The organism is Actinophytocola gossypii (genome assembly GCF_025165815.1).
Classification (GTDB): domain Bacteria; phylum Actinomycetota; class Actinomycetes; order Mycobacteriales; family Pseudonocardiaceae; genus Actinophytocola; species Actinophytocola gossypii.
Genome location: NZ_JAFFZE010000035.1, coordinates 17,016 through 36,983, shown reverse-complemented (window position 1 = coordinate 36,983; position 19,968 = coordinate 17,016). Strand labels below are relative to the sequence as shown.

Annotated in this window: 19 protein-coding genes and 1 pseudogene; 8 read left to right on the top strand and 12 right to left on the bottom strand. The window is 70.4% G+C overall.

What is annotated here, in order from left to right:
• Positions 1 to 265: 265 nt before the first annotated feature.
• The gene (locus JT362_RS34810) at positions 266 to 1,051 is read right to left on the bottom strand and encodes a DeoR/GlpR family DNA-binding transcription regulator (protein ID WP_260196209.1); all 786 of its coding nucleotides are present in this window, start codon (positions 1,049 to 1,051) and stop codon (positions 266 to 268) included.
• A gap of 280 nt (positions 1,052 to 1,331) precedes the next feature.
• Between JT362_RS34810 and JT362_RS34805 the strand changes: the two genes are divergently transcribed.
• From JT362_RS34805 to JT362_RS34790, 4 genes are read left to right on the top strand one after another with little or no spacing between them, the layout of a single operon-like run.
• A complete protein-coding gene (locus JT362_RS34805; RefSeq protein ID WP_260196208.1) occupies positions 1,332 to 2,588 on the top strand; it encodes an ABC transporter substrate-binding protein in 1,257 nt (418 codons plus the stop codon).
• The gene (locus JT362_RS34800) at positions 2,581 to 3,507 is read left to right on the top strand and encodes a carbohydrate ABC transporter permease (RefSeq protein WP_260196207.1); all 927 of its coding nucleotides are present in this window, start codon (positions 2,581 to 2,583) and stop codon (positions 3,505 to 3,507) included. The genes JT362_RS34805 and JT362_RS34800 overlap by 8 nt, the downstream gene beginning before the upstream one ends.
• Positions 3,504 to 4,385 carry a carbohydrate ABC transporter permease gene (locus JT362_RS34795; protein ID WP_260196206.1) on the top strand — a complete coding sequence of 294 codons (882 nt, stop codon included), beginning with the start codon at positions 3,504 to 3,506 and terminating at the stop codon, positions 4,383 to 4,385. Before JT362_RS34800 ends, JT362_RS34795 begins: the two co-directional genes overlap by 4 nt.
• Positions 4,382 to 6,502, top strand: coding sequence for an alpha-galactosidase (locus tag JT362_RS34790; RefSeq protein ID WP_260196205.1), 2,121 nt, complete (start codon positions 4,382 to 4,384; stop codon positions 6,500 to 6,502). The genes JT362_RS34795 and JT362_RS34790 overlap by 4 nt, the downstream gene beginning before the upstream one ends.
• A 228-nt stretch (positions 6,503 to 6,730) precedes the next feature.
• Here JT362_RS34790 and JT362_RS34785 read toward each other — a convergent pair whose 3' ends face one another.
• Positions 6,731 to 6,961, bottom strand: coding sequence for a hypothetical protein (locus tag JT362_RS34785; protein WP_260196204.1), 231 nt, complete (start codon positions 6,959 to 6,961; stop codon positions 6,731 to 6,733).
• 137 nt (positions 6,962 to 7,098) lie between these two features.
• Here JT362_RS34785 and JT362_RS34780 point away from each other — a divergent pair, with 137 nt between their 5' ends.
• Entirely contained in the window at positions 7,099 to 8,004 is a 906-nt protein-coding gene (locus JT362_RS34780; RefSeq protein ID WP_260196203.1) for a helix-turn-helix domain-containing protein, read from the top strand.
• A pseudogene (locus tag JT362_RS35515) lies at positions 7,982 to 8,041 on the top strand (DUF397 domain-containing protein); the annotation flags it as partial. The gene JT362_RS34780 and the pseudogene JT362_RS35515, both read left to right, overlap by 23 nt.
• A 218-nt stretch (positions 8,042 to 8,259) precedes the next feature.
• On the opposite strand, the gene JT362_RS34770 reads toward JT362_RS35515, so the two are convergent.
• Genes JT362_RS34770 through JT362_RS34755 form a run of 4 tightly spaced genes read right to left on the bottom strand, consistent with a single transcriptional unit; the run spans position 8,260 to position 11,943 of the window.
• Positions 8,260 to 8,925: a response regulator gene (locus JT362_RS34770; protein ID WP_260196202.1), complete on the bottom strand. Its 666-nt coding sequence runs from the start codon at positions 8,923 to 8,925 to the stop codon at positions 8,260 to 8,262.
• The gene (locus tag JT362_RS34765; RefSeq protein ID WP_260196200.1) at positions 8,922 to 10,184 is read right to left on the bottom strand and encodes a sensor histidine kinase; all 1,263 of its coding nucleotides are present in this window, start codon (positions 10,182 to 10,184) and stop codon (positions 8,922 to 8,924) included. The genes JT362_RS34770 and JT362_RS34765 overlap by 4 nt, the downstream gene beginning before the upstream one ends.
• Positions 10,185 to 10,234: 50 nt before the next feature.
• Complete coding sequence (locus tag JT362_RS34760) at positions 10,235 to 11,008, bottom strand: ABC transporter permease subunit (RefSeq protein ID WP_260196199.1); 774 nt, start codon at positions 11,006 to 11,008, stop codon at positions 10,235 to 10,237.
• A complete protein-coding gene (locus JT362_RS34755) occupies positions 11,005 to 11,943 on the bottom strand; it encodes an ABC transporter ATP-binding protein (protein WP_260196198.1) in 939 nt (312 codons plus the stop codon). Before JT362_RS34755 ends, JT362_RS34760 begins: the two co-directional genes overlap by 4 nt.
• Before the next feature lie 237 nt (positions 11,944 to 12,180).
• Here JT362_RS34755 and JT362_RS34750 point away from each other — a divergent pair, with 237 nt between their 5' ends.
• Positions 12,181 to 12,657, top strand: coding sequence for a hypothetical protein (locus tag JT362_RS34750; protein ID WP_260196196.1), 477 nt, complete (start codon positions 12,181 to 12,183; stop codon positions 12,655 to 12,657).
• Positions 12,658 to 12,661: 4 nt separating this feature from the next.
• Here the strand turns inward: JT362_RS34750 and JT362_RS34745 are convergent, their stop codons facing one another.
• A complete protein-coding gene (locus tag JT362_RS34745; RefSeq protein WP_260196195.1) occupies positions 12,662 to 13,723 on the bottom strand; it encodes a hypothetical protein in 1,062 nt (353 codons plus the stop codon).
• A 45-nt stretch (positions 13,724 to 13,768) separates the two neighbouring features.
• Between JT362_RS34745 and JT362_RS34740 the strand changes: the two genes are divergently transcribed.
• Entirely contained in the window at positions 13,769 to 14,368 is a 600-nt protein-coding gene (locus tag JT362_RS34740) for a GNAT family N-acetyltransferase (protein WP_260196193.1), read from the top strand.
• 9 nt (positions 14,369 to 14,377) lie between these two features.
• Here the strand turns inward: JT362_RS34740 and JT362_RS34735 are convergent, their stop codons facing one another.
• Genes JT362_RS34735 through JT362_RS34715 form a run of 5 tightly spaced genes read right to left on the bottom strand, consistent with a single transcriptional unit; the run spans position 14,378 to position 19,905 of the window.
• Positions 14,378 to 15,370 carry an acyl-CoA dehydrogenase family protein gene (locus JT362_RS34735; protein ID WP_260196192.1) on the bottom strand — a complete coding sequence of 331 codons (993 nt, stop codon included), beginning with the start codon at positions 15,368 to 15,370 and terminating at the stop codon, positions 14,378 to 14,380.
• A complete protein-coding gene (locus JT362_RS34730) occupies positions 15,331 to 16,269 on the bottom strand; it encodes a VOC family protein (protein WP_260196191.1) in 939 nt (312 codons plus the stop codon). The genes JT362_RS34735 and JT362_RS34730 overlap by 40 nt, the downstream gene beginning before the upstream one ends.
• An 11-nt stretch (positions 16,270 to 16,280) precedes the next feature.
• Positions 16,281 to 17,030: an enoyl-CoA hydratase/isomerase family protein gene (locus JT362_RS34725; protein ID WP_260196189.1), complete on the bottom strand. Its 750-nt coding sequence runs from the start codon at positions 17,028 to 17,030 to the stop codon at positions 16,281 to 16,283.
• A gap of 23 nt (positions 17,031 to 17,053) precedes the next feature.
• Complete coding sequence (locus tag JT362_RS34720) at positions 17,054 to 18,283, bottom strand: acyl-CoA dehydrogenase family protein (protein ID WP_260196188.1); 1,230 nt, start codon at positions 18,281 to 18,283, stop codon at positions 17,054 to 17,056.
• Positions 18,280 to 19,905 (bottom strand): AMP-binding protein, encoded by a 1,626-nt coding sequence (locus JT362_RS34715; protein ID WP_260196187.1) that lies wholly within the window; start codon positions 19,903 to 19,905, stop codon positions 18,280 to 18,282. Before JT362_RS34715 ends, JT362_RS34720 begins: the two co-directional genes overlap by 4 nt.
• Positions 19,906 to 19,968 lie beyond the last annotated feature (63 nt).

The window sequence follows — 19,968 nt, the reverse complement described above, 5'->3', positions numbered from 1 at the left end:
TGGTCGCTCCCGCTCACGGTGGCTTCGGTTCGCTCCGCTCCTGCGCTACCCCCCGGCTTCCCTCCTGTGCTGCTCGCCGTTCGTTCCTCACGGCTGCGCTGCTCGTCGGTCCAGCCGGCGGACGCTTGGTCGCTCCCGCTCACGGTGGCTTCGGTTCGCTCCGCTCCTGCGCTACCCCCCGGCTTCCCTCCTGTGCTGCTCGCCGTTCGTTCCTCACGGCTGCGCTGCTCGTCGGTCCAGCCGGCGGACGCTTCGTCGCTCCCGCTCACGCGCTCATCTCCCCGATCGGAACCAGGCGCACGTCCTCGACGTGTTCGGTGAGGGCGGCTCTGGCCTCGTCCGGTAGGCCCTCGTCGGAGATGACGACGTCGGCGTCGGACAGGCGGGCGATCGTGGACAGGCCGACCGTGCCCCACTTGGTGTGGTCGGCCAGGACGACCAGCCGGCGGCCGGCCGCCACCAGCGCGCGGTCGGTGTCGGCCTCCAGCAGGTTGGGCGTCGTGAACCCGGCGGTCTCGGCCATGCCGTGCACGCCGAGGAACACGATGTCCAGGTGCAGCTGCCCCAACGCGGACACCGCGATCGGGCCGACCAGCGCGTCCGACGGGGTGCGCACGCCGCCGACCACGACCACGTTCTGATCCGTCGACGGCCGGGCGTGCAGCACGTCGGCGATGCGCATCGAGTTCGTCACGATCGTCAGGCCGTCGACCTGGCGCAGCACGTGCGCGAGCGCCCAGGTCGTGGTGCCGGCCGAGAGCCCGACCGCGGTCCCCGGCGAGACCAGCTCGGCCGCGGCCTGCGCGATGGCCTCCTTCTCCGGCTGCTGGCGCAGCGACTTGGCCTCGAACCCCGGCTCCTCGGTCGAGGCCGAGCGCCGGGTCGCCCCGCCGTGTACCTTGTCCAGCAGTCCTTGCTGGGCCAACGCGTCCAGGTCGCGGCGGATCGTCATGTCCGAGACGCCCAGCATCTGCGCGAACTCGATCACACGGACGGCGCCCCGCTTGTGGATCTCCTCGACGATCCGGGCCTGCCTCTCCGCTGCCAGCATCGCCTCTCCCAACCCGACCCCGTGAAGTTCCCGAATCCGATCGCCATTCAACCATAAACTAACGCAATCGAACATCTTTGCCCGACGTGTCGCCCCAGAAGGGTGACGCGCGGGCGCCGTCACGATCTGGGCGTCGCTTCCCGCCCGGCCTCTTGACAGCCCGCCCCGGGGTTGGCCAGGGTTTCGATTCTGAGAGGTCGCGTTCAGTGTTGTTCGACTTCGGCCCGAGGAGGCGCGTTCGATGATGAACCCTCGACCCTTAGCCGGCGGGGTCTCCGCCATGGCGATCCGGCGACGGACCCTGCTGAAGGGAGCGCTCGGCGCGGGTGCCCTCGCCGGCCTGGCCGGCTGTGGCGGTGGCGACGACGGCGGTGGCGGCGGCGGTGCCGTGACGTTCGGGTCGAACTGGTCGGACGAGGTCCCCAAGAACGCGATCGCCGCGATGATGAAGGGCCACGACGCCGAGGTCTCCATCAACACCGTCGATCACAACTCGTTCCAGGAGAACATCAACAACTACCTGCAGGGCGGCCCGGACGACGTCTTCGGCTGGTTCGCCGGCTACCGGATGCAGTTCTTCGCCGAGCAGGGCCTGGTCGGCGACATCTCCGACGTCTGGTCCGACATCGGCTCCGGCTTCTCCGAGGCCATGAAGCAGCAGGCCACCGGCGCCGACGGCAAGCAGTACTTCGTGCCGCTCTACTACTACCCGTGGGCCGTCTTCTACCGGAAGAGCGTCTGGGCCGAGCGCGGCTACACCCCGCCCGCCACCATGGACGAGTTCGTCGCGCTGTCCAAGCAGATGCAGGGCGACGGCCTGGTCCCCCTCTCCTTCGGCGACTCCGACGGCTGGCCCGCGATGGGCACCTTCGACTACCTGAACCTGCGGATCAACGGCTACGACTTCCACGTCGAGCTGATGGCCGGCGAGCGCCCGTGGAACTCCCAGGAGGTCAAGAACGTCTTCGACGCCTGGCGCGAGCTGCTGCCCTACCACCAGCCGGACGCGCTCGGCCGCACCTGGCAGGAGGCGGCGCAGACGCTGCTGCGCAAGGAGTCCGGCATGTACCTGATCGGCATGTTCATGGGCCAGCAGTTCCCCGAGGGCCCCGAGCGCGACGACCTGGACTTCTTCCCGTTCCCCGAGATCGACCCCGCCGTCGGCGCCGACGCCGTCGAGGCCCCGATCGACGGGTTCATGATGGCCGCCCGCCCGCGCAACGAGGAGGGCGCCAAGGACCTGCTGCGCTACCTCGGCACCGCCGAGGCCGAGGACGCCTACCTCGCCGTCGACCCGAACAACGTCGCCGCGCACGACGACGCCGACACCAGCGGCTACAGCGCGCTGCAGAAGAAGTCGCAGGAGCTGGTCTCCGGTGCCAAGTCGATCTCCCAGTTCCTCGACCGCGACACCCGCCCGGACTTCGCCTCGACCGTGATGATCCCGTCGCTGCAGGCGTTCCTCCGCGACCCCGACGACGTCGACGGGCTCACCAAGAGCATCGAGGAACAGAAGGCGTCGATCTTCGGTGGCTGACCAGGCGGTGCGCCGCCCGCCCCGCCGGCCGCGCCGCGTGCGCACGCTGTCCGGGGTCGACGTCCTGACCGTCGCGTTGATGGTCGCGGTGCCGACGGTGGTGGTGGTCGGGCTCGTGTGGGGTCCGGCCCTGGCCACCGTGCTGCTGTCGTTCACCGACTGGAACGGCATCGGCAACCTGAGCGAGATCAACTTCGTCGGGTGGCAGAACTACGAGGACGCGACCACCAACTACCCGCCGTTCGGCCCCGCGATCCGGCACAACGTCCTCTGGCTGGTCGTGTTCTTCGTCGGGCCGACCCTGCTCGGCGTGATCCTCGCGGTCATGCTGGACCGGGAGCTGCGCGGCAGCCGGATCTACCAGAGCATCTTCTTCATGCCGGTGGTGCTGTCGCTGGCGCTGGTCGGCTTCATCTGGCAGCTGATCTACTCCCGCGACCAGGGGCTGCTCAACGAGGTGCTCGGCCTGGAGGGCGGCGCCAGGATCGACTTCTTCGGCAACCCGGACATCAACCTGTGGGCGGTGCTGGTCGCGGCCGGCTGGCGGCACACCGGCTACATCATGCTGCTGTACCTGGCCGGGCTGAAGGCGGTCGACCCCGCACTGCGCGAGGCCGCGGCGGTGGACGGCGCCGGTGAGGTGCGGACGTTCCTGCGGGTCATCTGGCCGGTGATGCGGCCGGTGAACATCGTCATCCTGGTGATCACCGTGATCGAGTCGCTGCGCGCGTTCGACATCGCCTGGGTGATCAACAAGGGCAGAAACGGCCTGGAGCTGATCTCCACGCTGGTGACGCAGAACGTGATCGGCGAGGCCAGCCGGGTCGGCTTCGGCTCGGCGCTGGCGACGATCATGATCGCGATCTCCACGGTGTTCATCGTGATCTACCTGATCCAGGTCATGCGGGAGCAGAAGTGACAGCGGCGGTCAAGAAGCGGCGCAAGCCCGTGCGACCGGCGCGGGTGGTGTTGCAGGCGTTCCTGATCGTGATGGCGGTCGGCTGGATCTTCCCGATCGCGTGGGCGGTCTACAACTCGCTGCGCGACTTCGACTACACGTCGGTCAACGGGTACTTCTCGGTCGGCGGGTTCACCCTCGACAACTACGTCGAGGCGTGGTCGCGCGGCGAGTTCGGGCAGTCGTTCTACAACACCGCGATCATCGTCATCCCGTCCGTGCTGATCACCCTGCTGCTGGCGTCGATGGTGGCGTTCGTGCTGGCGCGGTTCAGCTTCCCGTTCAACCTCACCCTGCTCGCGCTGTTCACCGCGGCGAACCTGTTGCCACAGCAGGCGTTGCTGGTGCCGTTGTTCCGGCTGTTCCTCAACTTCGAGCTGTCCTACGACGTCAGCGACTCCGGTTCGCTCTACGACACCTACGTCGCGGTGATCGCGGCGAACATCGCGTTCCAGACCGGGTTCTGCACGTTCGTGCTCAGCAACTACATGAAGACGCTGCCGCGCGAGCTGACCGAGGCCGCCCTGGTGGACGGCGCCGGCGTGCTGCGCCGGTACTGGCAGCTCGTGCTGCCGCTGTGCCGCCCGGCGCTGGCCGCGCTCGCCACGCTGCAGATCACCTGGGTCTACAACGACTTCTTCTGGGCCGTGGCGTTCATGCGCACCGGCGACAAGATGCCGGTGACCAGCTCGCTGCAGAACCTGCGCGGCCAGTTCTTCACCGACTACAACCTGCTGTCCGCCGGCTCGGTGATCGTCGCGATCCCCACGCTGATCATCTTCTTCGTCCTGCAACGCCACCTGCGCGCCGGCCTGACCCTGGGAGCCACCAAAGGATGACCGTCGTCCACCTCACCTCGGACACCGTCAGCCTGGTCCTCGACGCCCGCGGCGGCGGTCTGCCGGTGGTCGTGCACTGGGGCGCCCCGCTCGGCGACCTGTCCGAGGACGACCTGCTGGTCCTCGCCGACACCGCCGTGCCGCCGCAGGCCAACAGCACCCCGGACGCGCCGGTCCCGGTGTCGCTCCTGCCCGAGGCCGTCCGCGGCTACCAGGGCCGCCCCGGCCTGCGCGGCCACCGCGCCGGAACCGCCTGGGTGACCTCGTTCCGGGTGGCCGACCTGCGCGTCACCGACACGTCGGTGCTCGTCGTCGCCGAGGACCCGCACGCCATGCTGCACCTGGAGCTCACCGTCGAGCTGACCCGCTCCGGCGTGCTCCGGCTGCGGTCGCGCCTGGTCAACGACGGCACCGACCCGTACACCCTGGACGGCCTGGAGGCCGCGCTCCCGGTACCGGCCCAGGCGACCGAGCTGCTCGACCTCACCGGCCACTGGGCCCGCGAACGCCACCCGCAGCGCAGGCGGTTCGATCTCGGCACCTGGTCCCGCGAGTCCCGCCGCGGCCGCACCGGCCACGACGCCACGCTGGCGCTGCTCGCCGGTACCGCGGGCTTCGGCTTCCGCCACGGCGAGGTGTGGGGCCTGCACGTCGCGTGGAGCGGCAACCACGTCACCCACGCCGAGCGGATGCCCGAGAGCCCCGCCGTCCTCGGCGGCGGCGAGCTGCTGGCCCCCGGCGAGGTGATCCTGGCGCCGGGGGAGGAGTACACCTCGCCGTGGCTCTACGCCGCGTACAGCGGCCGTGGGGTGGACGGCCTCAGCGCCGCGTTCCACACGTACCTCCGGTCGCGCCCGAGGCACCCGGCCACGCCGCGCCCGGTCGTGCTGAACACGTGGGAGGCCGTCTACTTCGACCACGACCTCGGCCGCCTGCGCGACCTCGCCGACGTGGCGGCCAGGATCGGCGTCGAACGCTTCGTACTGGACGACGGCTGGTTCCGCCACCGCCGCGACGACACCGCCGGCCTGGGCGACTGGTACGTCGACGAAACCGTGTGGCCGTCCGGCCTCACCCCGCTCATCGAGCACGTCACGGGCCTCGGCATGGAGTTCGGCATCTGGGTCGAGCCCGAGATGATCAACGAGGACTCCGACCTGTTCCGGGAACACCCGGACTGGGTCCTCGCGCCGGGTGACGGCACGCTGCCGCCGAGGGCGCGGAACCAGCAGGTGCTGAACCTGAACGTCCCCGAGGCGTACACGTACGTGCTGTCCCGCCTCGACGAACTGCTGCGCGACAACGACATCGCGTTCGTGAAGTGGGACCACAACCGCGACCTGGTCGCCGCCGGGCACCGGGGCCGTTCCGGCGTCCACGGCCAGACCGTCGCGATCTACCGCCTCCTCGACGAGCTACGCGCACGACACCCCGGCGTGGAGATCGAAAGCTGCTCCAGCGGCGGCGCCCGGGTCGACCTCGAGATCCTGGCGCGCACCGACCGCGTGTGGACCAGCGACTCCAACGACGCCCTGGAACGCCAGACGATCCAACGCTGGACCGCCCTGCTGTTGCCACCCGAGCTGACCGGCGCCCACGTCGGCCCGCCGACGGTCCACTCCAGCGGCCGCACCCAGCACACGTCGTTCCGCTACGCGACGGCGCTGTTCGGCCACTTCGGCCTGGAATGGGACATCGCGTCCGCCTCCGAGTCCGAAGTAGCCGCTATGGCGGCGGGAATCGCCTACTACCGCGAACACCGCGCCCTCCTGCACACCGGCGAGGTCGTACGCGCCGACCACCCCGACCCGTCGGTGTACGTCCACGGCGTCGTCGCACCCGACCGGTCGGCCGCGCTGTTCGCCCACGTCCAGCTGACCACCTCCGCCAACGCGGTCCCGACCGCGATGCGCCCGCCCGGCCTCGACCCGGACCGCCGGTACCGCGTACGCGTGGTCGAGCCGGCCGGGCCGCCGATGACCGTGGGGTCCTCCGGCCCGGATTGGTCGCCGAGAGTGCTCACCGGCCGCGCACTCGCCGAGGTGGGCCTGCGCCCGCCCCTGCTGGCCCCCGAACAGGCGTGGCTGGTGGAACTCACCGCCGAACCCTCGGCCTGACGTAGGCCGGCCGCGTCGTCATGACGCCGCCTTTTCGGGGCGGTACCGCCAACACATGGTCGGCGACCTCCACCAGGCGTGCCAGGGCCGGGCGTTCGAACACCACGTTCACCTCGTCGTTCGAGGAGCCGAACGATACGTGGATGTCGCCGTCGGCGGTGAATCCGGCGCGTAGGTGCGTGCTTCGGGGAATGTTCAGCCAGACGGCGGCGTGCGGCGAGTTGCATTTCACGCTGATTCCCTGACCGCGTTCTCTCGCTCGAACAGGGCGTCCATCTCGACCATGGCCGTGCCGGTGGACTGGGCCAGTTTGCGCAGGCCTTCGGCGTTGAAGACCAACTCCAGGCTGTGGTTCTCACCGGCGATCGCGATCGTCGCCATGTCGCTGCCCTCCACCTTGCAGGTCATCGAGCAGCCCTCGTCGAGGTTGGCCCAGATGCCCGTTGACGAGTTTCGCATTCTGCCGGTTCCCTTTCCGTGCGGTAGCTTGTGTCGTGGACTTGCTGAGTATTTTCCAAGCCCACAAAAGATTGCCAATGGCTTGCGGTCACCGCATCAGGTGAAGTTTGCGGTAACTCTCCGATAGGAATTTCACGATGGCTCGAACCCCGAAGGCTCTCGCGCTCGGTGCGGCACTGCGCCAGGCGCGTGAGGAGAAGAAGCTGCTCCTGCGTCAGCTCGGAAAGGCGATCGATCGGGACATCGGCGTGCTGTCCCGATGGGAGACCGGCGACCGAACGCCGAAGCCCGAGCAGGTGGCTCAGGTCCTCACCACGCTGGGCGTCAACGGCGAACGCTACGAGGAGATCATGACGCTGGCGTACGGCACCGCTGAGTCACAATGGTCCGCGACCACCCTGCCGGAGCAGCGCCAGCAGATGACCGCCTACCTCGACTGGGAGCAGAACGCCAGCAGGATCGTCGAGGTGGCTCCGCTGCTGGTCCCCGGCCTGCTCCAGACTTCCGATTACATCAAGGCGATCATGACGGCCGGTGGTGTACCGACCAGCGAGATCGCCACCAGAGTCGCGACGCGGATCGGCCGCCGAGATGTGCTGACGAAGCGCAACCCTGCGGATATCCTGGTTCTGCTCGGCCGAGGTGCACTCAATCAGGAGATCGGCGGCAGACAGGTGATGATCGAGCAGCTCCGGCACCTGCTGGAGATGGCTGCTCGTCCGAACGTCGATCTGCGCATCGTTCCCGACCATCGGGGCTGGCATCCAGGACTGGAGGGCGCGTTCACCCTCATCGAGTCGAGCGATGCCGCCACTGGCAGGCGGGTGTTGGCGCGTAGCGCAACGATCGCCTTCGTCGAGACGCGGCGGTCGATTCTCATGCTGCACGAGGACCGTGATGTTCGCGCCTATCGACGCTCGATCGAGCAGATCATGCCGCTGGTTCTGTCCGCGGACGCGTCGGCGAGACTCGTTGACGATCTGCGTAAGCGAATGGAGGAGACCTGTGACAACCGAGCACGTGTGGCGGAAGTCGAGGCGTAGTCAGAACGGTCAGAACTGCGTTGAGGTGCGCAACACGCTGGATCAGGTGCGGGACTCGAAGAACGTGGCGGGTCCCGTGCTCCGCGGGGACGCGCTGGCGCTCACCAGGGCGATCCAGGCTGGGCGCTTCGAGCGCTGAGGGTTCGGGGCGCAACGCCGGAAGGCCTCGCCGAGGTGGGCCTGCGCCCGCCCCTGCTGGCCCCCGAACAGGCGTGGCTGGTGGAGCTCACCGCCGAACCTGCGACCTGACCCCGGTCACGGGTCCTGTGGGGGTTTGACGAGGCCGATCTCGTAGGCGAGGACGACGGCCTGGGCGCGGTCACGGAGGTCGAGCTTGGTGAGGATGCGGCTGACGTGGGTCTTGACGGTTTGTTCGGCGATCACGAGCCGGGTGGCGATCTCGGCGTTGGACAGCCCGCCGGCGATCTGGGTGAGGACCTCGGTCTCGCGGTCGGTGAGCCGGTCGAGCTGAGCACGGGCGGGTGCCCGGACCGCGCCGAGCCGGGCGAACTCGCTGATCAGCCGGCGGGTGATCGAGGGGGCGAGCAGCGCGTCGCCCGCCGCGACGACGCGGACCGCGTCGGTGAGGGTGTTGGCGGAGGCGTCCTTGAGGAGGAAGCCGCTGGCACCGGCCCGCAGGGCCTGGTAGACGTACTCGTCGAGGTCGTAGGTGGTGAGCACGAGCACTTTGCCGGCCAACCCGGCACGGGTGATTTGGCGGGTCGCCTCGAGGCCGTCGAGAACGGGCATCCGGATGTCCATGAGCACGACATCCGGTTGGAGCCGAGCGGTTCTGTCGACGGCTTCCCGCCCGTCGGCGGCCTCGCCGGCGACCTCGATGTCGGCCTGGGCGGCGAGCAGCACGGCGAGTCCCTCGCGGATCAGTGCCTGGTCGTCGGCTATCAGCACCCGGATGGTCAACTGCCCTCACCTTTCCGTTCCGGCAGGACGGCTGTGACGAGGTAGCCGCCGTCGGGCAGCGGACTCGTGGTGAGTCGCCCGTCGAGCATCGCGGTCCGTTCGCGCATGCCCAGCATGCCGTGTCCGGTACCGGTGGATGGTGCTGGTGGACTGGAAGGCGGTCCGTTGCGGACCCGCAGCCGCAGGGTGCTCGGCTGGTAGGCGATCTCCAGGTCCACCTCGGCGCCGGGTGCGTGTCGCATGACGTTGCTCAGGGCCTCCTGCAGGATCCGGTACGCCGACAACTCCAGCCCCGGTGGCATCGGGCGCGGCGTGCCGGTGACCGCCACGACCGGGGTCAGACCGGCGGCGCGGGCGCCGGCGACCAGGACGTCGACGTCGCGGAGGGTGGGTTGGGGTGCGATGGGCGCCGCGGTCTCGGCCGTGGGTTCGGTCGCGCGGAGGACACCGAGGACGCGACGGAGTTCGATGAGGGCGTCCGTGGCGTGGCTGTGGATGGTGGCGAAGCTCCGGGTGAGCGGGTGCGGCGGGTCGGTGACCCGGTAGGGCGCGGCCTCGGCCTGGATCGCGATCACGGACATGTGGTGGGCGAGGACATCGTGCAGTTCGCGGGCGATCCGGCTGCGCTCCTCGAGCATCGCCCGCCGTTCCCGCTCGGTGGCGCTGACCCGCTCCTGCTCGGCCAGCCGCCGGCGCGCCTCGCCGCGACCGCGCAACGCCCCGGCGGTGAGGAGCGCGACCGCGGACAGGGCGCTCAGCTCCAGCAGGTCGGTCGCGTCGTACCCGGCGGGCATCCGCTGCACCAGGATCGCGCCGGCGAGCAGTGTCAACAGCCACATCTCCACGAGGACCCTCGGCCGCGTCCGCAACGCCACCAGGGCGAGCACACCCAGATGGGCCAGGACCGCCGGCTCTGCCCACACCGGGCCGAGCGCGCCTGCCCTGGACACCTCGCTCACCAGCATCCCGGCGATCAGCGACACCCACCACCCGGCCATCGGCCGGTACAGGCACAGCACGAGCGGCACCCCCTGCAGCGCACCCAGCAGGACCGCCCCCTGCCCGGCATCCGGAGCAGCCGAGGACACCGCCCGCCAGGCCAGCACACCCACCACGACCGCGCCGGCCAGGACCAGCGTGTGCGGCAACCAACCCGCCCACGGCAGCCGCGGGGCGTGCCATCGCCGCAACGGCGCGCCGGCCATCGGGTTGAGGTCCCGCCACAGTTCCGACGGCACAGTGGCCATCCCCCGGGTCACGGCCCGCCATCGTGGTGCGTCGAACACCATCGCGCTCCTTTGATCATGCGTCAGACGTCGCGGCGCCGCAGTAACCACCCGGCCACCACCAGCGCGGCCAGCGTGTAGGCGCCGACCAGGCCGAGCGACTGCCACGGTCCGAGACCGCCCGGGGCGTCGGGTGCGGCGTCGGTGCTCTGCGCCAGCTTCTGCACGGCGGCCATCGGCGACGCGCCGACGACCCACCGTTGCCATGCGCCGAACAACGGCCCGAGCAGCGAGGGCAGCAGGACGACACCGACCACGGCCACCACCGCCGCCGCGGCATGCCGCAGGATCGCCGCCGCCGCCAACCCCAGCACCGCGACTGCGGCGAAGCACGCTGCCATGCCGAGCAGCGCCGGCAGCGGATCGCCCGTGGCGTAGCCCTTTCCGGAGAGCACCGCGAGGCCGGTCAGCAGAGCGCCGGCACAGGCCAGCAACGCCACGACGAACACCAGCGTCGCGACCACGGCCACCTTCGCTCCCAGCACGGGAAGCCGCCGCGGGCAGGCGCCGAACGTCGCACGGATCGTTCCGGTGCCGTACTCGTTCGACATCGCCATCGCGCCGAGCAACCCGGCGACCAGCATCCCGAGCACCGATCCGTTGGCCGTGCTGCCCAGGATCGTCTCGCCCCGCTGGATGCTCTCGGTGATCCCCCCGAGGAACGCGACCCCGACAGTGACCAGCACCAGCACCACCGGCGCCCACCTGGTCGAGCGAACCGTGCTCAGCTTGACCCACTCACCGGCCAGCACCCCGGTGAACCTCGTGGTGACCTCGACGGTCGGGTGCCGGGTCACGATGACGTCTCCGTTCCGCCGGCAATGGCGTGCCGGGCGGTCCGGTACTCCACCGCGTCCCTGGTCATCCGGGTGTAGACCTCCTCGAGCGAGCGGTACCGCGGCGTCAGCTCGCGCAAGCTGAGCCGCTGTGCGTTGGCCAGCTCGCCGATGGCCGTGGCGTCCAGCCCACCGACGATCCAGCCGCCTCCCGGATCCGGCCGGATCGTGGCCCCTCGCTCGCGCAGGAGCGCGGACAGCCTGTCCTGGTCGGTGGCCCGGACCACGGTCGAGGTCTCGGAGTTGGCCGCGATGAACGCGCGCATCGGCATGTCGGCCAGCAGCCGACCCTGGCCGATCACGACCAGATGGTCGGCGGTCAGCTCCATCTCGCTCATCACATGGCTGGACAGCAGTACCGTGCGTCCCTCACCGGCCAGTCCGGTCAGCAACCCGCGCAGCCACCGAATCCCCTCGGTGTCCAACCCGTTGATCGGCTCATCCAGTATCAGCACTCCCGGATCACCGAGCAACGCGGCCGCGATTCCCAGCCGCTGCGCCATCCCGAGCGAAAACTCCTTCGCGCGGGACCGGGCGACCGCGGTGAGACCGACGAGGTCCACCACCTCGGTGATCCGTCGCCGCGGGATACCCGCGGTCACCGCCAGGAACCGCAGGTGGTCGTAGGCGGTGCGCCCGCCGTGCACCGCGCGCGCGTCCAGTAACGCACCGACCTCACGCAACGGTGCCGGCAGCCGTCGGTACGGCCGACCGTTGACCCGCGCGCCGCCCTCGGTCGGTTCGTCCAGACCGAGAATCATCCGCATGGTCGTGGACTTCCCGGCCCCGTTCGGACCGAGAAAGCCGGTCACCCGCCCCGGCCGGACATCGAACGAGAGCTGGTCCACCGCCAGCTTCCCGCCATGGCGCTTGGTCAAACCACGTAGCTCGATCACCAGAACCCCAACGTTTCGTGTTGTCTCCTGGGACCAAAGTAGGCATGGGCGGGACTCACCGTCGTCACTCCACGGAGCCAATCTCGGACGTAGCTCTCCGGTATTACGCTTTCGGTCGTGACAAATCGCTGGTGGGTGATCCCGCCGATCGTCGCCGAATATCCGGCGTAACGCCGGGCGCCCTTCGGTCGACGCGAGTCAGTGAGTCGGGGTCCTGTCTGCCGAAAGGACGCCTCGATGTCCGTCGAACCGCCCTCCCGATCGCCGCGTGTCTGGGTGCTGGTCGCCGGTGGCTGGACCGCGCTGTGCTGGCTCGGCGTCGTCCTGTGTGTACTGACCGGGCAGTTGGGGCCGGTGCTGCTGCTCCTGGTCGCGCTGGTGCCGGTGAGCCTGCTGTGGCGGTTCCGGTACTGGCGCGCCCGCCGCACCCCCGAGTACAAGGTCGTGCGCAAGGCCCCGACGAGCGGCTTCACCACCGACCACCTCCTGGTCGCGATGTCGCACAACCAGAGCCGGGACCGCCGGGAGTTCGACCGGGCGATGGCCGAGGCCGACCGAAATCAGGAACAGGGCGCCAACCCGACCGGCCGGATGCTCCAGCGCGGCGTCAACCGCGGCCTCGGTGGCTGGGTCGCCGGCTTCGTACTCCCGATGCGCGACGCCGTGCGCGAGTACCGCTGGGCGAACGGCCGGGGCAAGCCGCCGGCGCTGTGAGGCGTCAGGCCGCGGCGGTCTCGGGCGCCCGGCCCGGCTCCAGACCGTGCCACTTCCGCCAGTGGTCGCGGATCTGGTAACCGGCGTACCCGGCCGCCACCACCGCGACCACCCAGTTCGACCACCCGTCCGGCAGCGCGACCGTGCCGTCCGGGGCGGTCAGGTAGCCGAAGGTGTAGCTGAACAGCAGGAACGTCAGCCCGAGCCACGGCTGCCGGCCGCGTTCCATGACGTTCAGGCAGGTGATCGACCCGAGCAGCAGGCCGCCGAGCGCGGCGAGCCAGCCGAGAACCACCAGGCCGCCGGCGTCCAGCGCGAAACCCGCCGCCACCAGCCCGATCGCCAGCAGGGAGCTGGGCCGGCGCAGCGCCTCCACCGCCGACCGCCGGGTCGCCGCGAGCACCAGCAGGCATCCCAGCAACACGAAGCTGATCACCGCCGGGCCGCCGACGAGCAGGAACACGCCGGTGGCCACGTCGTCCTCGGTCGGTCGCTCGGCGCCGGGCAGCAGTCGCGGCAACAGCGCCCCCGCCAGGAACAGCGCCTCGATCAGGGTGGCGTCCCGCCACATCCGCAGCCGCAGTCGGGTGGCCGCCGCGGGCGGCTCCACCACCCGCACCACGCCCGCCTCGGCCAGCGCGGGGATCTCGGCGCGGCGGCGGAAGTCCCAGGAGAAGTACGCCGCGACGGCGAGTACGCCGAGCACCGACAGCGCCAGCAGGCCCGGCTGGTCGGCTTCGTCGACGTCGGAGAGATCGCCCCGGGACGCCACCACGGCCAGCGCGGCCACGAGCACGAGCCAGGCGACCAGCGTGACCCCGAACGCCGGCGACGTGTACGGGTTGTACGAGCCCCGCGCCACGCAGGCGGCGACGTAGCGGCGGGACAGCGCCACCCGTAACCGCCGCAGCGCGAGGAACACCACCGGCCCCACCACGAGCGCCACGAGCGAAGGCCCGTCCACCCCGTCCGCCTCGCGCGCCAGCAGCACCGCGGGCGGGAAGGCCGCCGCGACCGCGATCAGCCCCATGAGTACCGCCATGCCGCGCCCGGCCGTCGCGTTCACGGCCCTTGCGTCGACCGGGACCGTCCACCCGTTACGTTCGACGGCATGCACCGGGAGATCCGCGGGTTCCAGCCAGGGGACGAACGCGCGCTGTACGACATCTGCCTGCGCACCGGCGCGAGCGGCGAGGACGCCACCGGCATGTACCGGGACCCGGACCTGCTCGGCCACGTCTTCGCCGGCCCGTACGCCGCGCTGGCCCCGGACCTGGCGTTCGTGGCCGTCGACGACGACGGCGTCGCCGGCTACGTCCTCGGCGCGGCCGAGACCCGGGCGTTCGAACGCGCCTGCGAGCGCGACTGGTGGCCGGCCCTACGCGCCCGCTACCCGCGCGACTCGGCCGACCAGGACACCAACGACAGCTGGCTGGTCCGCCTGATCCACGAGCCCATGGAAGTCGAACAGGACGTGGTGGAGCGCTACCCGGCGCACCTGCACATCGACCTGCTCCCACGCCTCCAGGGCCACGGCTACGGCCGCCGCCTCCTGGAAACCCTGTTCGACGCCCTCCGCGCGGCCGGCGCCCCCGGCGTCCACCTCGGCGTGGCCCTCGCCAACACCCGCGCGATCGGCTTCTACCACCGCATGGGCTTCACCGAGGTCCGCCGCCACCCCCACTCACTGGTGCTCGCCAAGTACCTGTAGCCCTGTCCTTCATGGCATCCCGATCAGGGTGGCCAGACGGTCGGTGTGAGTGTCGGGGTCGCCGTAGGTGAGGGCCGAGGCGATGGCGTGGCGGGTGTGGAAGTGCAGGTCGTGCTCGGCGGTGAAGCCGATCGCGCCGTGCACCTGGTGGCCCAGGGCGCACACGCGCTGGTAGGCCTCGCTCACCCAGCTCTTCGCGACCGCCACCTCCGTGGCCGCGTCCAGACCACGGGCCAGTCGCCAGATCGCCTCGTACGCGATGAACCTGGCACCCAGCACGTCGATCGCCATGTTCGCGCAGTGGTGCTGTACCGCCTGGAACGAGCCGATCGGCTTGCCGAACTGGGAACGTTGCCCGGCGTAGGCGACCGTCTCGTCCAGTACCGCCTGCGCGCCGCCGACCATCTCCGCGCACACCGCCGCGGCGCCGAAGGACTCCACGTCGCCGGCGGGCACGGCGGACGGCAGCGAGTCGAACCGCACCCGGTACTTCGGGTCCAGGCCGATCACGTCCTGGCGCTCGACGGACACCACGTCGCCGGCCGGTACCACCGACACCGCGGATCCGTCGGACACCACGAACGCGTCGGCCGACGCCGCGTACGGGACCAGCTCCGCCACCCCGTCCACAACCCGCGCGTACGTGTGCACCCGCCCGGCCGACACGTCCTCGCGCACCGACGGGGCCGCCATGCCGCACACCACCGACGTCAGCAGCGGCGACGGCACCGCGAACCGGCCCAGTTCCTCGAACAGCAGGCACGCCTCCAGGAACCCGCCGAGGTCGGCGTCGAACGCCAGGCCGGTCCAGCCCAGCTCGACGAACTCCTTCCACAGCGCCGCCGAGTACCCGCCCGGCTCGGCGCCGGCCACCCTGGCCGACGCCGAGTCCGCCCGCGCGGCCAGCAGCTCCCGCGCGGTCCGCTGGACCAGCTCCTGGTCCTCGGTGAGCGTGAGATCCATCAGCTCGCCGCCGGCGCGATCTTGTCCGAGCGCACCCACACGCCTGGCCGCTCCTCCCAGAACAGCTGCACCAGCACGCCGCCGGTCTGCTTGGGGTGCACGAACGTGTGCTTCCACGCCGCCCCGTCGGTCACACCCTCCTCGTCGTCGAAGGTGTTCAGGCCGTGGTGCTCGCACGCGGCCTTGGCGGCGTCCCAGTCGGACACCTGGAAGGTCACGTGGTGCGCGGCGGCACCGTTGCGGGCGTAGAACTTCTCGATGAACGAGTCCTCCCCGCGCGGCATGATCACCTCCCAGCAGATGCTCGACCCCGGCACGTTCAGCACCAGGTCGGCCATGTCCGGGTGCTCGTCGTCCGGCGTGCGCCACACCTGGACGAACCCGGCCAGGTCGGCGTACCAGCGGGCCAGCTCGTCACGGTCCAGGAACGCCTGGCAGATGTGGTCGAGCGCCACCACACCGAGTGTCGGGCCGTCCACAGCGGACGCCTCCACCGGCGACGGCGAGTCGTCACCGCACATCGCCAGCGTGCCAGGACCGCGCAGCCGCCACAGCACCCCCGGCCCGTGCTCCGGCGGCGACAGCGACGCCTCCGCCCACTTGCCCGGCACGCCGTCGGTCAGCGTGAGCCCGCGTTCCTCCAGCTCGACGATCGCCGCGTCCAGGTCGGGCACCTCGGCGCCGACGTGGTGCAGCCCCGGCCGCCCGCCGTGCTCGTCCAGCCACGTCCGCAGCGGGGACTTCTCGTCGGTGGGGGAGAGCACCAGCCAGGCGTGCCCCCAGCTGCCGGGGATCTCCATCCGCACGCCGCGGGTGCCGACCGCCTGGTTGTCCCACCTGGACACCGCGCGGAAGCCGAACACGGTCGACAGCAACGAGACCTGCGCGTCGAGGTCGGGCACGACCTGCGCGACGTGGTCTATCCGGTAGATACGCATGCGTTCCCTCCTCAGCTGGGGTGCGGCTCGATCCAGTCGTACTCGTTGTTCACCAGTTCCTTGACCAGCCGCAGGTTGTAGCGGTTCATCGCGGCGATCCGCTCGGCCAGCTCGCCGACGTGCTTGTCGAACTCGTCGGCCGGGAACACGTTGTTGACCAGCCCCAGCTCCAGCGCCCGCTGGGGGTCGAGCCGGATGCCGGTGAACAGCAGCTCCTTGGCCCTGGCCTTGCCGATCCGCTTCGGCAGCCGCTTCACCCCGCCCCAGCCGGGCGCCGACCCGCCGAACGCCGGCTGGTCCGGGTCGGGCTTGCCGTCCATGAACTTCGGCTGGTACGGCGGCCGCGCGGACAGGGTGATCTCCACCAGCCCCATCTTCGCGTTGTCCGCGCACACGATGAAGTCCGCGGCCAGCGCGAGTTCCAGCCCGCCGCCGACGGCGTAGCCGTGCACGGCGGCGATGACCGGGATGGACAGGCGTTCCATCATCGCGAACGTCTTCTCGCCGAGCCTGCCCTGCTCGATCCGCTCCGCCGGGGTCAGGCCCTCCGACCAGCGCACGTCCATGCCCGCGCAGAACGCGCGTTCCCCGGCACCGCGAAGCACCGCGACATGCACGTCCGGGTTGTCGTCGAGGTCGGTGAAGAGCGCCCGCAGCTCGTGCATCGACTCCGGCGTCAGCGCGTTGAGCTTGTCCGGCCGGTTGAGCGTGATCCAGGCGACCCGATCCTCGATCTTCACGTCCAGGGTTTCGTAGGCCATGTTCTCCTTCTCCATGAAAGGGTTCAGCGGGGCAGTCCCAGCCCTCTGGTTGCGATGACATTACGCTGGATCTCGGTGGTTCCGCCGAGGAACGTCGCGGCGACCGAGTCCAGCCGCAGGTGGGTGAACGCGGCACCGAGCGGCGCGCCCTCGCGGCCCCACAGCTCGGCGAACGCGCCGAACGCCGTCGCGCCGGTGCGCGCGATCCGCCCGGCGAGCTCCGCGCCGAACAGCTGGTTCACCGACGCCTCGTAGCCCGGCACGTCGCCCGCGACCTGCTTGGACACGGTGTAGCGGGCCAGGTTGTAGAGCACCCGCACCTCGGCGTAGCGCCGCGCGATCTCCTGCCGCAGCCCCGTCGTGTCGGCGCGCAGGTAGCGCCTGCCCTCCTCGCTGTTCACGTAGTCGACCAAAGAGGACAGTGCCTGTTCGAACTTGACCGTGGCGCCGATCCCGGCCCGTTCGAACGACAGCGCGGTCATCGCCACGTACCAGCCGCGGTTCTCCTCGCCGACCCGGTTGGCCACCGGCACCCGCGCGTCGGAGAAGAACACCTCGGCGAACGGCGTGTCGCCCCGGATGTCGACGATCGGGCGCACGGTCACGCCCGGGGTCCTCGTGTCCACCAGCAGGAACGTGAGGCCCTTGTGCCGGTGCGCCTCCGGGTCGGTGCGGACCAGTACGAACAGCCAGTCGGCGTACTGGCCGAGCGAGGTCCACACCTTCTGGCCGTTCACGACGTAGTCGTCACCGTCGCGGACCGCGCGGGTGCGCACGGACGCCAGGTCGGACCCGGACTCCGGCTCGGAGAAGCCCTGCGCCCAGGTGCGCTCGCCGCGCGCGATCGGCGGCAGGTGCTCGGCCTTCTGCTCCTCGGTGCCGGCCGCCAGCAGGGTCGGGCCGAGCAGGAACGCGCCGATGCCGTTCACCGTCGGCACCCGCGCGCGCATCATCTCCTCCTGCAGGATGAACTCCCGCATGGTGGACAGCCCGGCGCCGCCGTACTCGGTCGGCCAGTGCGGGGTGATCCAGCCGCGCTCGGCCAGCGCCGCCGCCCAGGCCAGGGCGCCGTCGCGCCGGTCGGGGTCGTCGCTGACCCGGTCGGCCGGCCAGTTGTAGCCCCAGACGTCCTCCGGCTCCAGGCTGTGCTCGCCGCCCCGGTCCGGCCGGTAGCCCGCCGGGAACCTCTCCTTGACGAACCCGCGCACCTCCTCGCGGAACGCGGCCTCCTCGGGAGTGTCCTCCCAGTTCATGCGCTCTCCTGTCCCGACTGTCCCGCCGCCGGTGGACTCTCCCGGTCCCAGGTGGACGGTGTGATGCCGTGGTCGCCCTCGGCCCGCAACCGGTACTTGGCGACCTTGTCGGTCGGGGTGCGCGGCAGGGCGTCGATGAACTCGATGTAGCGCGGCACCATGAACCCGGGTAACCGCTCGGTGCAGAACTCCACCAACTCCTGGTGATCCAGCGACGCGCCGGGGCGCAGCACCACGGCGAGCTTCACGTCCTCGTCCTCCAGTTCGGAGGGCACCCCGATGGCGGCGCTCTCCAGGATCGCCGGGTGCAGGTTGACCTCGCACTCCAGGTCGAACGCCGAGATGTTCTCGCCGCGGCGGCGGATCGAGTCCTTCATCCGGTCCAGGAAGTAGAAGTACCCGTCCTCGTCGCGCCACATCTTGTCGCCGGTGTGGAACCACAGGTTGCGGAACACCTCCGCGGTGGCCTCCGGCGCGCCGTAGTAGCCAGAGGTGATCACGTGCGGCTGCTTGGGCCGCAGCACCAGCTCACCCGGCTCGCCCGGGCCGACCTCGCGGTCGTGCTCGTCCACCACGGCCGCGTCGAACCGTTCCGAGTGGACGGTGCCGCAGGAGCCGACCCGCCACTCCCCGTACGGGCTGCCGATCGCGATGCCGGCCTCGGTGGAGGTGTAGGTCTCCACCGAGCGCACCCCGAACCGCTCCCGCAGCGGCTCGTCGAGCACCGACTTGCCCATGTAGAACATCTCCAGCGGGTGGTCGCGGTCGCGGTCGGTCGGCTCCCGGTTCAGCAGGATCGGGATCATCGAGAACACGCTCATCGCGACCTTCGCGTCGAAGTGCCGCACGTCGTCCCAGAACCGGGAGGCGCTGAACCGGTCGACCACCGCGAGCGTGCCGCCGCCGAGCAGCGCGGAGAGCATCCCGTCCCACAGCCCGGCGGCGTGGAACAGCGGCAGCGGGCAGTAGATCGTCTTGCCCCACCGGTCGAGGAAGTTCAACGAGTCGTACGCGCAGGTCAACGCGAGCGCGTGCGAGCACATCGCGCCCTTGGACGGCCCGGTGGTGCCGGACGTGTACATGATCGCCTGCAGGTCGGCGAACGTGACGCCGGCGCGCGGCTCCTCGTCGCCGTGGTCGAGCAGGGTTCGGTACGACACCGCGGGCTTGCCGAGCACGCCGAGCGGAACGTGCTCCCCGACGTCGGTGTTCTCCCGCACCACCAGCCCGGTCAGCGTCGGCAGCCGGTCCGCCACCGGCGGGATCCTGTCCACAAAGGACGAGTCGACGATCATCGTGGTCGAGTCCGAGCTGGACAGCACGTGCCGCAGCAGCTCGCCGCGGTGCGCGGTGTTCACCGGCACCGCGACCGCCCCGATCCTGGCCAGTGCGAAGACCACCGGCACGAACTCGGGGCAGTTCGGCAACATCACCGCGACGTGGTCACCCTTGCCGACTCCCAACGCGATGAGCCCTCTGGCCACCCGGTTGGCTGTCGTGTGCACGTCGCCGTAGGTCAGTTCACCTTCCCGGAACTTCAGGAAAGGCTCGGTCCCATGGGTTTCCGACCGGGACCGCAGGACGTCGCCGAGAACGAAACTCTCCAACGTCTCCTTGCGCATCTCACCTCCGCTGGCGCCCGAACCCCCACACAAACACGAATCGGGCTTAGATGCCAGCCTCGG